This is a genomic window from Pigmentiphaga litoralis, from assembly GCF_014651835.1.
GTDB lineage: Bacteria > Pseudomonadota > Gammaproteobacteria > Burkholderiales > Burkholderiaceae_B > Pigmentiphaga > Pigmentiphaga litoralis.
Genome location: NZ_BMXQ01000001.1, coordinates 2,447,792 through 2,460,632 on the forward strand (window position 1 = coordinate 2,447,792; position 12,841 = coordinate 2,460,632).

The following is a 12,841-nucleotide window of genomic DNA, read 5'->3' on the forward strand; positions in this document are numbered from 1 at the left end:
CCTTAGTCGAGCCGGGTGCCCGCGGTCTGGATGACTTTCGTCCACTTCGCGGTTTCGCTGGCCACATGCTGCTGATAGGCGGCCACGCCCGTCGGCAAGGTCTCGATGCCCATGTCGGTCAGGCGCGCCATGAGTTCGGGACGCTTCAAGGCCTGCGCCAGCGCCTTGTTGAGAATCTCAACGACCGCATCCGGTGTGCCCTTGGGCGCCACCAGGGCATTCCACGATCCGATCTGGAACTGCGGCAGGCCCTGTTCGACGCTGGTCTTCAGGCTGGGCGCGGCCGGGCTGCGCTCGGCGGCGGCAATCGCCAGGATCTTGAGCCGCTGCGCCTTGGCCTGCGGGTCGATCACCGGAAGCGCGTCGATGACGATGTTGACCTGTCCGCCCACCGCGGCGTTGACGGCCTCGGCGCCACTCTTGAACGGCACGTGCACGATGTCGGTCTGCGTGGCCAGCTTGAACAGCTCGATGCCCAGGTGTGGCGAACTGCCGTTACCGGCCGATCCGAAGTTGAGGCGGCCCGGGTTGGCCTTGGCATGGCGCACCAGGCCCTGCAGATCGTCGACCCCGTCGATGCCATTGATGGCGATCACATAGGGCGAATTGCTGACCAGGGAGACCGGCGTCATGGCCGCAGGATCGTAGCTGAGCTTGCTGTAGAGCATCTTGTTGACGACCTGCGTTCCGACCGTCCCAAGCAACAGCGTATAGCCGTCGGGCTTGGCCCCCACCAGCGCCTGCGCGGCGATCGACCCGCCCGCGCCGGGCCGGTTGTCGATGATGACTTGCTGCGACAAGGCTTCGCCCAGGTATTGGCCAATCATGCGACCGGCCACGTCGGTGATGCCGCCTGCGCCAAAGGGAATGATCAGCCGTATTGGCTTGTTCGGATAATTGGCGTCCGCGGCTGCCGCGGTTTGCACCACGCCCGCTGCGGTGCTACATAAGGCAATGAAAACTGCTGCAAGACAGCGCTTGGTGAGCGTCATACCTATCCCCGGTGACGGAGCGGCCGCGAGCCGGCTCCAACTTCGATCAACGTCCAGAACCCGTGTTTAGTGTAGGACACAAGTGTCATTTAGGAAATAGATGTCTTTGAAATTGAAGTTGTTGCGCGTGCAGGCCGGCTTGACCCTGGAGGACCTGGCGCAACAGACCGAGCTGACGCGCAGCTATGTGTCGAAGCTGGAACGCGGCGTGTCGACGCCGTCGATCGGCGCCGCCCTGCGGATCGCCAAGGTGCTGGGCGTCCAGGTCGAGGCCCTGTTTTCGGAGTCCCACGAAGATGACCCGGTCGTGATCCACCGCGCGCCGCCTGCGTCATCGGCGACCGCGGCCGCCGGGACTGCCCGCAACCCGCGGCTCGTGTCAGGCACCCTGCCCGGCCACAAGATGGTTGCCTTTGTAGTCAGTCCGACCGACGAGCCGACCCGCAACCACCCGATGAGCCACCATCAGGGGGAAGAAATCTTGTACGTGCTCAAGGGCAGCATCACACTGCAGCTGGCGCGGCGCACCGAGATCCTGAAGGCGGGCGACAGCGTGCACTTCAACTCGAGCATTCCGCACAAGATCACGTCGCTCGGCAAGGCCCCGGCGTCGGTGCTGCTGGTGATTGCAGAAGGGGCCTGAGCGAACCTGGGCGCTAGCGCGCCGACGATTCGGCAAGGGCTGCCGTTGGCGGTACCAGCCGCAGCAGCTTTGCATCGGCGCCATCGGTCAGCACATAGACCGATCCGTCGGGCGCGACCTTGACGTCGCGCATGCGCAGCTTCAGGTCCGCCAACAGCAATTCCTGCCCGATGATCCGGCCGTCCTTGCGGATGACCCGGCGCACCGATCGTTCCTTCAGGGCCGGCACGAGCAGATCGCCGCGCCACTCGGGGAACAGCGCGCCGCGGTAGACGGCCAACCCCGCTGGCGCAATCGACGGCGTCCATTCAAGGTCGGCATCCCGATAGCCTTCCAGGCGTTTGAACGGCGACACCTTCGGATAGGGGTAGTCGATGCCGCCCGTCACGATCGGCCAGCCATAGTTGCCGCCCGCAACGATCCGGTTGATTTCATCACCGCCGCGCGGCCCATGTTCCGAGACAAGCAGGTCCCCTGTCTCAGGGTCCACCGCGATGCCTTGCGCGTTGCGGTGCCCCAGACTGTAGATCTCGGGCAAGGCGCCGGGCACCTGTACGAAGGGGTTATCGGCAGGCGCGCGGCCGTCCTTGTCGATCCGAATGACGGTGCCCAGATGGTCGCTAGTGGTTTGCGCCGCTTCGCGTTGCAGATTGCCATCGCCCACGGTCAACACTAGCGTGCCATCGCCAAGGAAAGCCATGCGGCCGCCGTTGTTGCCGGCGCGGGTCTTGCGTGTGCCGTCGAACAGGATGCGTACGTCCTGGACGCGGTCGCCGTTCAACGTGCCCCGGACCAGCCGGGTGCCATTGGCCCCGGCCGCACCGTAGCTCAAGGTCAGGTATAGCCACCGGTTCTGCGCAAAGTCCGGGTCGGACATCACTTCCATCAGCCCGGCAACGCCGCCCTCATGAAAGCCTGCCGGCATGCCGTCCAGCGCGATGTCCGACATCGTGCCATCGCCGCGCACCACGCGCAGGCGTCCCCGCATTTCAGTCACCAGGGTCCGGCCATCGGGAAGGAAGGCCACCGACCACGGCCGTTCAAGGCCTGTGGCGACCGTCAGTACACGGTAGGTGGAAGGATCGGCAAAAACCGGCTCGGCGCCCCTTGGCGGGGCCATGAAGACAAAGGCAATGACCGGCACCAACGTGATCGCGACCGCCGTCGCCACCCTGCGCAGGCGGCTCTGCCCAGGATGCATCCGTCGGTGGCTCGTCGCCAACGCGGCCGCGTAGACCGCTCCGCCGACCAGTCCGGTCAAGGACATGGACACGAACCCGGGCAGGCGACGGATCGCCGACAGCGGCGGCATGGGAATCACCGACGCCATCAACCAGAACGCGACGGCCATCCCGCAGACACCCGCGAGCATCAGCAAGGCCTTGTGCCAAGCCGCGTGCACGACGCGGCTGACCACGTGCGCAATGATGAACGCCGGGAGCAGCGCCACCGCCGCAATGCCCGCCATCACCGGCCCGAACCGCCCCAGGTCTTCGAACGTCGTCAGGGCGCGCAAGGTCGGGGTCACCGGCGCACCGAACGCCACCAGCGACGCCAGGTTGAACTGGGTCTGCACGATGCTGGCCAGCCCGCCCGTCACAACGGCAGCCAGGATGAACGCGACAAGGCGCGGCAAAACGTGATTCATTTAAGAAAAGACTCCGGAGCAGAAACGGACGATGCGGCGGACGGGTAACATGCCGCTTTCCGTTATGGTGCAGTGTACTGAGTGTCAACCCTCAGTACACTGCACCGCTTATCGACCGCCCCCCCGGCGTCCATTTCCAGGCCTCATGAAACGCAACGCTCCTACCTGGCTCGTGCCTGTGGCAGCAATCTTCGCCCTCCAGACCATCGCGGCCTTCCTGTCGCGCCTCATTCCCATCATCGTTCCCGCGATCTCCGCCGAGTTCGGCTGGAGCGGCAGCTCGATCGGCTACCTGACCGCCGGCAACGCCCTTGGCGGCCTCGTCATGCTGGTGGCCGGCGCCGCGCTGCTGCGGCGGCTGGGCGGCACGCGCACGCTGCAGCTGACCTTGATCATGGGCGCGGCCTGCATGGCGCTGTTCGTGTATCCGAGCGTCCATGTCGCGCTGGTCGCCTGTATCGCCATGGGCATGAGCAACGGCGCGGCCAACCCGGCCGGGAGCGAAGTCCTTCAGCGCTACTCGCCCCCGGGCAAACGCAACCTGATGTTCTCGATCAAGCAGGCTGGCGTGCCCCTGGGCGGCATTCTCGCCGGCCTGCTGATCCCCGGCATCATCGCCCTGGCCGGTTGGCGGATTGCCTTGTGCGCCTGCGCCGTGATCGTGCTCCTGCCCACCGCGATCACCTGGCGCCTGAGCAACGCCATCGACGAACCACGGCCCGGCGTTCCGGGCCGGGCGTGGTACGCCGTCAGCCTGCAGTCGCTGCGCTCGCTTGCCGTGCCCCTGGCTTCCCTGGGACACAACCGGGGCCTGCTCAACATCTCCATCGTCGGCAGCCTGTTCGCCGTCGCGCAAAGCTGCTGGTTCGCATTCACCGTCATCTATCTCGTTGACAGTCTCAACTTTTCGCTGAGCCTGGCCGGCGCCATCTTTGCGGTGATGCAACTGGGCGGTGTGCTGGGACGTATTGCCTTGGGCTGGATATCGGACCGCCTGCAATCGGCCACCGCGACGCTGTCGCTTGCCGCCGTCTTTTCGGCGGGCACCACCGCCCTGCTCGGCTTTACCCAGGCCGACTGGCCGCTGTGGACGCTGATCCTGCTGGCCTTTGTCGCGGGCTGCACGGCCGCAAGCTGGAACGGGGTGCAGATCGCCGAGGTGGCTCGCCGCTCGCCGCCCGATCTGGTATCGGAAACCGCCGCAGGGTCGTCGATCCTGGTGACGCTGGTCAACATCGTCGCCCCGTCGGCCTTCGCCATTGCCATTGCGTCGAGCGGGCGCTATGACCTGGCGTTTCTTTGCGCGGGCTTGAGCTCGCTGCTGGTGCTGGTGTTCCTGCCGAGGGATGGGCGTTGAACCACGCTTGGAGATTCAGACGCTGCCGCGCACGATGATCTCGTAGGGCACGCGCCGCACGCGATCCTCGACCTGCCCCGTCTCGATCTTCTGCACCAGCAGTTCGCCCGCCGCCTGGCCGATGCCCGCGCCGTTGGTCTTGACCGAGGTAAGTCCCGGCGGCACCTCGGCCGCGATCTGGTAGTCGCCATAGCCTGCCACCGCGAACCGGCCGGGCACCTTCCACCCACGCCGCGCGCATTCGAACAGCGCACCTGCGGCGACCACATCCGTGACGCAGCACAAGGCCTGCAGGCGCCGTTCCTTCTTCAGCAAGGCCTCGATGGCCAGGCGCCCGCCGGCAAAACCTTCGGCTTCCGCCGATAGATGAATCAGGTCGGCGCGCAGACCCGCCTCCTCCATCGCTCTCTGGAAGCCTTGCTGGCGCTGCAGATAGCGTTGGCTGTCGGGCAGGTTGTGCCCCGCCCAGCCAATGTGACGCAGCCCCTTGTCGATGACCAGGCGAGTCATGTCATACGCGGCGTCAAACAGCGAGAAGCCGACGGCCATGTCGATGCTGGGCGCGCTTGATAGCCACGTCTCCACCACCGGCACGCCCGACTGCTGGATAAGGCGGACGGTCTCATCGGTGTGCTCGCCACCCGTCAATACGATGCCCGCCGGCCGGCGTCCAAGAATGCCGCGAATCACCTGGGTCTCGCGCTGCGGGTCTTCCGCACCGTGCGGCAGATCGAAGAGCACTTCGCGACCGCGCACATGGAAGCCAACGTGCCGGCCGAGGTCTATGACGCGTTCATTGCCGCACGCAACAAAGGCGATGCGCAAGCGCTGGCGCGGCTGGAAGCCGACCATGGCACGCAGACCCTGCTGAACAAGGGATTGTTGTTTCGCTCAACGACTTTTTTTGCGACCGCACTGCGCGAAGGATGCCGCCGCCTGTACGGGCCGGAAGCCGACTGGGACACGCAGATGCGCACCGCGCAGGAATGGGGTGCGCGCAGCCCGTCGTTCTCGTATGACGCCGCCGCCGACCTGGCGAACACCCCGATCATCCTGACCGACGTGCCCTATCTGGATCGCACGACGTGGAACCCGGAACGGTACCGGCAAGCCATCCGTGTCGACGCCTACCTGTACCCGTTCCACGGCACCGACACGACCCTGCGCGGCACCGAATACCAGCGCTTCCACACCACCTTTGGCAACGTGCTGCGAAGCGAGCTGAAGCACTATGGCATGGACACGCCTCCTTCCAGCTTCGATGCGTATCTGCAGTTCGTGGATGCATCGCTGGACCGGCGGGTACGCGAAGGCGCGGTCGCGTTGAAACTGGCGTCGGCCTATGTGCGACCCATCGACTTCGGACCGGCGGGACAGGCATACGCCCAGGCGGCGTACGAGTCGTTTGCCGCAGGCCGCTCAGGCGATCGACGCGCGTTGGAAAACTTCCTGGCCCGGCGCGCCGCGCAATATGCGTGCGATCGTGGCCTGCCCCTGCAAGTGCATGTGGGCATGGGGCACCCGGAGCCCGGCATGCTGATGGCCAACACTGCCCCGTTTCTGTTGGAAGGATTCCTGAACACCCGATCCTTGAACCGGCTCAAGATCACTTTGCTGCATGGCGGCTATCCCTTTTCCAGCGACTGCGCCGCGCTGGTGCAGACCTACGGCAACGTCTATCTGGACTTCTCGTGGATGCCCTACCTGCACCACTTTTACCTGCGGCAGAAGCTGTCCGAATGGATGGAAATCCTGCCGGCCAACAAGCTGCTGTTCGGCACCGACACGGCTGCGCCCGAGTTCCATGTGGCCGCCGCGCACTACGCACGCGACTCACTGAACGTCGTGCTCGATCAGGGGTATCAACGCAAGGTGTGGAACGCGCAGCAGACCGAATGGCTGGCGCGAAGGATTCTGTGGGAGAACACGGCGGAGCTCTATGGCCTGGAGATGCCCCACCCGTGTTGACGCCGGCCTGGCAGATTACGGCTTGTACAGGCCTCGCTTGGCCAGCCAATCGTTGATGACGGCAGACACTTCCAGATTGTTCTTGTCCATCATGACCATATGCGAATTGCCCTTGATGCCGATCTTGGGCAGGTCCACTTCGTCAACCTGGCCGCCGGCCTGCCGGACTGCCTCGGCAAACTTCGCGCCGTTCGCGCGGATCTTTGGCCAGCGCAGATCCTGTTCGATGTAATCGCCATAGACCATCATCAGCGGCACATTCTTCAACGCGGCGACCTTGTCCATGTCGCCGACTTCCGCCGGTTCGACTGCAACAACGGCGCGGATCTTTTCGGGGCGCAGCTGCGCAGCCTGCATGCCGAACTTGCCCGCCTGACTGTGCACCAGCAACACGCATGGGCACACCTTGTCGACGAGTTCCAGGTAGGCCTTGAGCGTCGGCACATCCGTGGTCGTCCAGCGCGGCACGAACTGCCGTGCGAACTGCTGGATCTGTTCGGCCGGGAACTGACTGCCGGGCAGCAACTTGCGCCTGGACGCATCATCGCTCCACGAGTCCGGACCGCCGATCCGGAAACGTTCATAGGCGTTCGCCGCCGTCACCAGCACCGGCTCGCCTTCCCACACCGGCTTGGCCGTCGCAGGCCAGCCTGACCGGCCGCGTTCCACTGCGTCGGAGTTGTAGACCGGCCAGCCGCGGCGCAGGAAGTCGTTCAACCAGCCCTGGCGGCCGTCGGGCGTCGTCTCGTATGTGACCCCGGACAGCCCGCCACCGTGCCACATCAACAGCGGCACGCTGCCTTTCGGCGCCTGTGGAATGAAGTACTGCACATACATCTGCCCGACCATATACGTACCATTCGGATCGATCTTGAGCGGCACACCCCCCGCCGTGAATTTGACTTCCTTGATCGGTTCGCCCGCGACCACGAACTGCTCTCCCCCGATGTGGAAGGCGGCGCTGTTCGCAAACCAGCTATGTTCACCGCGCCGTATCCCGACCAGGCCACCGCTCCTAGACTGTCCCCACACGCGCAGACGTGACAACAATAAAGACAGCGGGAGACGGCATGAACAAGAACGGACGTTGGCAGCTCACTGGCGCGGCATGTGTGATCGGCAGCCTGATGGCTGGATCGGGACACGTTGCAGCGCAGGCAGCACCGGATTCGAAACCCTTCCCTTCGCAAGCCATCCGGATCATCGTGCCGTTCACACCCGGTGCGATCAACGACACCCTGGCACGGCGCATCGGCCAGAAGCTGTCCGAAAACATCAAGCAACCCGTCGTCGTGGAAAACCGCCCGGGCGGCGGTGCGACCATAGGCACGGACTTCGTCGCCAAGGCGCCGGCCGACGGCTACACCTTGCTGCAGGTGTCGTCCGCCCACGCGGTCAACCCGAGCCTGGTGAAGCTGCCCTACGACAGCACCAAAAGCTTCGACTTCATCACCCTGGCGGCATCCGCGCCATTGATCCTGCTGGCCAATGCGTCCGTGCCGGCCAAGACGCTGCCCGAACTCGTCGCGCTGGCCAAAGCCAAGCCCGGAACGCTGTCGTATTCATCCACGGGCAACGGCGCCAGCGCGCACCTGATGGGCGAGTTGCTGAAAAGCATGGCGGGGATCGACGTGCTGCATGTGCCGTACAAAGGCGCGGCGCAGGCCATGACCGACATGGTCAGCGGGCAAGTGCAGTTCACGTTCACGTCCTACACGGCTGCGGTCTCGTACATCAAATCCGGGCGCGCCCGTCCGCTGGCCGTGACCGGCACGCAGCGCATTGCGGCCTTGCCCGATGTGCCGACCATCGCTGAAGCCGGCTACCCCGGCTATGACGCGACGGCGTGGTGGGGCTACGCCGCGCCTGCGGGCACGCCGCCAGCCACGCTCGACACACTCAACAAGGAGTTGGTGAAGGTCTTGCGTGACCCGGCGTTGAAAGCAGGATTCGCGGAAGAAGGTGTGCAGATCGTGGACTCGACGCCGCAGGACATGGCGGCGTATCTGCAGAAGGAAATGACCTTGTGGGGCAAGGTCGTCAAGGACGGGAACATCAAGGCCGATTGACCTCGAGTCAGTGCGCCGCAGTGCGCGAGCGGCGCAGTTCGATGACCTGCTCTGTTCCGATGGCACGCGAGCGCAGCTGCCCGCATCCGCCATCCACGTCCTGCCCGGCGCTGTTCCTGACCTTGGTCAACAAGCCGCGGCCGTGCAAGTAACGGACGATCTCGCGAGTCCGTTCGGCGTCCGGCCGCTCGTAATCGTCGCCCTCAAGACTGTTGAAGGGGATGACGTTGAGCACGCAATACTTGCCTTTGAGCAAGCTCAAGATTGCATCGAGTTCATCGTCGCCATCGTTGATTCCCTTGAGCAGCGTCCACTGATACTGGATCGGATAGCCCGTGTCACGAGCATACTTTTCACCAAGCTCGATCAGTTCGTCGGGCGCCATCTTGGGCGCGCGAGGCAACAAGTGTTCGCGCAGGTCCGCCTTGGTCGTGTGCAGGGACAGGGCCAGCGCAGGCTTGACGCGTTGCCGGGGCAGCGCCTCGAACACACGCCTGTCCCCCACGGTAGAGAACACCAGATTCTTGTGGCCGACGTTGCCTTGGGTGCCGAGCAGGTCGATGGCCTCGAGCACGTTGTCGAGGTTGTGCGCCGGTTCGCCCATGCCCATGAAGACGACTTTCTTGACCACGCGCTGGCGCCGCGCCAGCACGACCTGGGCCAAAATTTCCATGCTGCTGACCTGGCGGATCAGGCCGCTCTTGCCCGTCATGCAGAACCGACAGCCGACCGCACAGCCCACCTGGGTCGAGACGCACAGTGCATCACGCGGCAGCAGCACGCTCTCCACCATCTGCCCGTCGGCCAGTGCTACAAGCAGGCGCGTGCCGTCGTTACCGGGGTGTGCGGACTGGATGCGGGCCAGGCCGTCCAGCTCCGCGCTCAGCTCGGGCAGGGCTTGACGCACCGCGAGGGGCAGGAAGTTCTCGAAGTCCTTCCGCGTTCCACTATCGAGCGCCTGGCCACTGAGCCAGACGCGCAGAATCCGCCCACGGTGGGCAGGCTGGGCGCCGAGTGCGGCGAGACGGTGGTCGAGGTCGGAAAAGCGCATGGAGCGCGGAGTTTACCCGGTCCGGACAGCTCGGATGACCGGCCACGCCAGAACTCACGTCAGCCGACCACCCGCCCCCGTCAAGGGTACCCGCGTCTCAGATCGCCTTGCACGTAAAGTTCGCCGCGTCCTCCACCGACCCCGTCCCGTTGTAATGGGCATAGCTTGGATAGGGGCACAACGGACGGCTGGTGCTGGCGGAGATGGCCGGCGTGACGGCGGTCAGGTCCGCATTGCCGGCTCGCGCCGTGGCGATGATGCGGTCGGGAGCCACGCCGCCCTCGACCCATTTTTCGATCGCCGCAAGACGATCGAAGGTATCCGTGCTCGGACCTCCCTGGCAGTGCCCCATGCCTGGCACAAGGAACAGGCGGGCGAACTTCGCCGTCGCTTCATAACTTCCATTGCGCTGCACGACGGCATCGTAGTAATTGGCGGTGTCGACGGCGTTGGGACCCGAATCGCCGCTGCCGTGATACAGAATCATCTTGCCACCCCGGTCTCGGTAGCTGGCGATATCGGGATTCGACATCAGCCACGGCGCATTGACCGTCATGCGTTCGGACCAGGTATCCCAATTGATGTCCGACAGCGGCTGGAAGGTCGGATCGGGCGGCGTCATGAAAAGATAGGGCGTGGGATCGACGTTCAGCTTCCATTGAATGTCCAGGATGACACCCTGCCCCGTGATCCTTGCGGCCTGGCCGGACGAGGTCATCCACGCCGGATCGACCCGGTATCCCGCCACCGGCACTTCGCGGTTCGTGCTATAGCCCGGCACCTGGAACGGCTTGCCTTGCGAATCCACCGGACCGCTCATGACGGCTTCCCACAAGCGCACCTGATCGGCCGACAGGCACTCCGACGTCTTTGCGCCGGTGCATTGCAGCGATGCGGGTTGGAAGCCGCAAGACAACGGACGGCTGACCATGCCATCGACCACACCATCGGTGGCATCGCACGCCGCCAGCAGTCCGCGCTGGAAGAGACGACGATCCGCCTCGGGCATGGCTTCGTGGAAGCGGGGATAGCTCCCCGGCTCCCGGGTCACCAGGGCCGCGGCTTTTTGCCAACCCCAGAGTCGCGCCGCGACGACACGGCCAAAATCGAACACCGGCGCGCCGGCCACGATGCCGTCGAACATCTCCGGGAAACGCTGGGCAAACGCCATCCCCTGGCGGCCGCCTGTCGAGCAGCCGTCGAAATAGGACTTGTCGGCCGCCCGCTGATAGTAGGTCGCAACGAAGCTCTTCGCGGTCTGTGCCGTCTGCTGAATCGACCGGTAGCCAAAGTCGATCCGGGCGTCCGAATCGAGGCCGAACGAGTACGGCAAGGGCATGGCCGCGTTGTCGTGTCCGCCGTTCTGCGAAACGACCGCATAGCCCTGCTCGAGTGCCGTTCTGGGTCCGCCCGTGGCGCCGTACGCGGCGGGAAGCGTGCCTTCCAGACCGCTGCCGCCCGTGAACAGAAACTTCCTGTTCCAGTTCGCTGGCAAACGAAGCTCGAACTTGGTCGCGTAGGCAATCCCGTCCACGCCGGTGCGCGGCGAGATGGCTCCGCGAACCACGCAGTGCGCCGGCAGGAACGTCGTTGCGGTGCTGGCCGGCTTTTCCGTATTGGCAGGCACCCACGACGCTTCGGTGATCACCGGCGCGTTGGCGATGCCGCCCAACGTTGCCGATGTCTTGCACGCCTGTTCACCGGCCACCGCCACGGGCTCCGAATCCGTTCCGGACCCCCCGCAGCCGGCCAGGCCCAATCCGGCCAAGGCAGTTGCAGCCGATACCCTCAGCCCCAACTGCCACGTTGTCTTTTTCATTGTCCCGTCCCCTCTCAGCGATACGCCTGCACACAGGCTTGTTATTTTTTATCGAGGTGAGGTGCAGGCCGATGCGATGACACGCCTATCTCCACCACATATGTAAGTCAGTTTGATATAAAGATGACTGACATAGAATCATGAATAACCCGTACGCTTCCGGACGACGCGAGGGTGCCTGGGTATACGTGGGGGAAGGTTCAGCTGAGGTGCCTGGAGCGGGTGAAGGGAATCGAACCCTCGTATGCAGCTTGGGAAGCTGCCGTTCTACCATTGAACTACACCCGCATGACGCGCCATCCGTATCGCACTGCAGGGATGGGCAAAAGACCGGCGCGCGCCCTGGGGCGACGCCGTACGGCATTCTAAGCGCGAATCGGCAACGCGGCAAATTACACCCGCGGCCGATACAGCGCCACCGCGTTGTCCCAAAGCGCTTTGCGGGCCAGCTCCGGTCCCAGCACCTTGCGCACCAATGCGATATCCGCCACGTCGAACGGTCGCTTGGCTCGCGTAGACGGCAGGTCGGTCCCGAACATGAGCGCGTTCGGATTGCGCGCGGCGATACGTTCTAGCGCACGGGGCACGTCCATCGTGACGCGGCCAAAGCCGGTCGCCTTGATGCGTGCGCCGGCATCGACCAGATCCAAGACCACCGGCAGTCCTTCTTCGGTCATGCCCAGGTGGTCAATGACGATCTGCGGCAGCTTCGACAGTTTGGCGACGTGGGCACGCAGGGCGGCGGCGTCGGCATAGATTTCGGCATGCCAGCGGCCCGCCGCGTGCGCGCGGGTCGCGAGTTCGACGATGTCGTCCACCGTGTCCACGCGACCGCGGAAGATGTTGAAGCGCAAGGCGCGCACGCCAATGGCGGACAGGCTGGCGATTTCGGCATCGGGAACGTTGGGCGCGACTTGCGTGACGCCGACCCAGCGCGGGCCGAGTTGCGCCAGCACGGCCCGCAGGTACGTCTGGTCATTGCCATGAAAGGACCCGGACACGATCGCGCCCGAGCTCACCCCGAGTGGCTGCGTCTGGCGTTGATACTCCGCCAAGGGAAAGGACGGCGGGGTGTAGCCCTGATTGGGAATGATCGGGTATCGCGTGTCGATGATGTGGCAGTGCGAATCAAAAATGTCAGTGTGCTGAGGACGGGCGGCGCAGCCGGTCAACGACAGGGTGGCCAGCGCGCCGGCGCCGAGCAGCAGCTGGCGTCGTTGCGGATTGATGGTCATGAAATGTCTCCGGATCTTATAAAGTTGTGATGGTCAACGAATGTGGCGACACGCGTTCC

At 64.7% G+C, this 12,841-nt stretch carries 11 protein-coding genes and 1 tRNA gene; 4 read left to right on the top strand and 8 right to left on the bottom strand.

All coding sequences use genetic code 11. From position 1 onward, the window contains the following. Positions 1-2 precede the first annotated feature (2 nt). Entirely contained in the window at positions 3-992 is a 990-nt protein-coding gene (locus tag IE116_RS11045; protein WP_189612404.1) for a Bug family tripartite tricarboxylate transporter substrate binding protein, read from the bottom strand. Positions 993-1,092: 100 nt separating this feature from the next. Between IE116_RS11045 and IE116_RS11050 the strand changes: the two genes are divergently transcribed. After that, positions 1,093-1,635, top strand: a complete 543-nt coding sequence (locus tag IE116_RS11050; protein ID WP_189612406.1) for an XRE family transcriptional regulator — start codon at positions 1,093-1,095, stop codon at positions 1,633-1,635. 13 nt (positions 1,636-1,648) lie between these two features. Here the strand turns inward: IE116_RS11050 and IE116_RS11055 are convergent, their stop codons facing one another. Next, positions 1,649-3,283 (bottom strand): PQQ-dependent sugar dehydrogenase, encoded by a 1,635-nt coding sequence (locus IE116_RS11055; RefSeq protein ID WP_189612408.1) that lies wholly within the window; start codon positions 3,281-3,283, stop codon positions 1,649-1,651. Positions 3,284-3,428: 145 nt separating this feature from the next. On the opposite strand from IE116_RS11055, the gene IE116_RS11060 reads away from it, so the two are divergent. Next, positions 3,429-4,640: an MFS transporter gene (locus IE116_RS11060; protein WP_189612410.1), complete on the top strand. Its 1,212-nt coding sequence runs from the start codon at positions 3,429-3,431 to the stop codon at positions 4,638-4,640. Positions 4,641-4,655: 15 nt separating this feature from the next. Here the strand turns inward: IE116_RS11060 and IE116_RS11065 are convergent, their stop codons facing one another. Continuing rightward, positions 4,656-5,492, bottom strand: coding sequence for a substrate-binding domain-containing protein (locus tag IE116_RS11065; RefSeq protein WP_189612412.1), 837 nt, complete (start codon positions 5,490-5,492; stop codon positions 4,656-4,658). On the opposite strand from IE116_RS11065, the gene IE116_RS11070 reads away from it, so the two are divergent. Further along, a complete protein-coding gene (locus IE116_RS11070; protein WP_189612413.1) occupies positions 5,397-6,608 on the top strand; it encodes an amidohydrolase family protein in 1,212 nt (403 codons plus the stop codon). The two genes, IE116_RS11065 and IE116_RS11070, sit on opposite strands and share 96 nt — an antisense overlap. 15 nt (positions 6,609-6,623) lie before the next feature. Here the strand turns inward: IE116_RS11070 and IE116_RS11075 are convergent, their stop codons facing one another. Beyond that, a complete protein-coding gene (locus tag IE116_RS11075) occupies positions 6,624-7,658 on the bottom strand; it encodes an alpha/beta hydrolase (RefSeq protein ID WP_229828102.1) in 1,035 nt (344 codons plus the stop codon). Positions 7,659-7,678: 20 nt separating this feature from the next. Between IE116_RS11075 and IE116_RS11080 the strand changes: the two genes are divergently transcribed. Next, entirely contained in the window at positions 7,679-8,677 is a 999-nt protein-coding gene (locus tag IE116_RS11080) for a tripartite tricarboxylate transporter substrate binding protein (RefSeq protein WP_189612414.1), read from the top strand. 7 nt (positions 8,678-8,684) lie between these two features. Here the strand turns inward: IE116_RS11080 and IE116_RS11085 are convergent, their stop codons facing one another. From IE116_RS11085 to IE116_RS11100, 4 genes are all read right to left on the bottom strand, one after another. Further along, positions 8,685-9,728, bottom strand: coding sequence for an RNA methyltransferase (locus IE116_RS11085; protein ID WP_189612415.1), 1,044 nt, complete (start codon positions 9,726-9,728; stop codon positions 8,685-8,687). Positions 9,729-9,825: 97 nt separating this feature from the next. Then, a complete protein-coding gene (locus tag IE116_RS11090; RefSeq protein ID WP_189612416.1) occupies positions 9,826-11,547 on the bottom strand; it encodes a tannase/feruloyl esterase family alpha/beta hydrolase in 1,722 nt (573 codons plus the stop codon). A gap of 214 nt (positions 11,548-11,761) precedes the next feature. Further along, a tRNA-Gly gene (locus tag IE116_RS11095) sits at positions 11,762-11,835 on the bottom strand. Positions 11,836-11,939: 104 nt separating this feature from the next. Further along, positions 11,940-12,782, bottom strand: coding sequence for an amidohydrolase family protein (locus IE116_RS11100; RefSeq protein WP_189612417.1), 843 nt, complete (start codon positions 12,780-12,782; stop codon positions 11,940-11,942). Positions 12,783-12,841 lie beyond the last annotated feature (59 nt).

Bases quoted from the DNA above. Each gene is read 5' to 3' on its own strand.
- IE116_RS11090 (WP_189612416.1), bottom strand. From the start codon at position 11,547: ATGAAAAAGACAACGTGGCAGTTGGGGCTGAGGGTATCGGCTGCAACT.
- IE116_RS11060 (WP_189612410.1), top strand. From the start codon at position 3,429: ATGAAACGCAACGCTCCTACCTGGCTCGTGCCTGTGGCAGCAATCTTC.
- IE116_RS11050 (WP_189612406.1), top strand. From the start codon at position 1,093: ATGTCTTTGAAATTGAAGTTGTTGCGCGTGCAGGCCGGCTTGACCCTG.
- IE116_RS11055 (WP_189612408.1), bottom strand. From the start codon at position 3,283: ATGAATCACGTTTTGCCGCGCCTTGTCGCGTTCATCCTGGCTGCCGTT.
- IE116_RS11070 (WP_189612413.1), top strand. From the start codon at position 5,397: ATGGAAGCCAACGTGCCGGCCGAGGTCTATGACGCGTTCATTGCCGCA.
- IE116_RS11100 (WP_189612417.1), bottom strand. From the start codon at position 12,782: ATGACCATCAATCCGCAACGACGCCAGCTGCTGCTCGGCGCCGGCGCG.
- IE116_RS11045 (WP_189612404.1), bottom strand. From the start codon at position 992: ATGACGCTCACCAAGCGCTGTCTTGCAGCAGTTTTCATTGCCTTATGT.
- IE116_RS11085 (WP_189612415.1), bottom strand. From the start codon at position 9,728: ATGCGCTTTTCCGACCTCGACCACCGTCTCGCCGCACTCGGCGCCCAG.
- IE116_RS11080 (WP_189612414.1), top strand. From the start codon at position 7,679: ATGAACAAGAACGGACGTTGGCAGCTCACTGGCGCGGCATGTGTGATC.
- IE116_RS11065 (WP_189612412.1), bottom strand. From the start codon at position 5,492: ATGGTCGGCTTCCAGCCGCGCCAGCGCTTGCGCATCGCCTTTGTTGCG.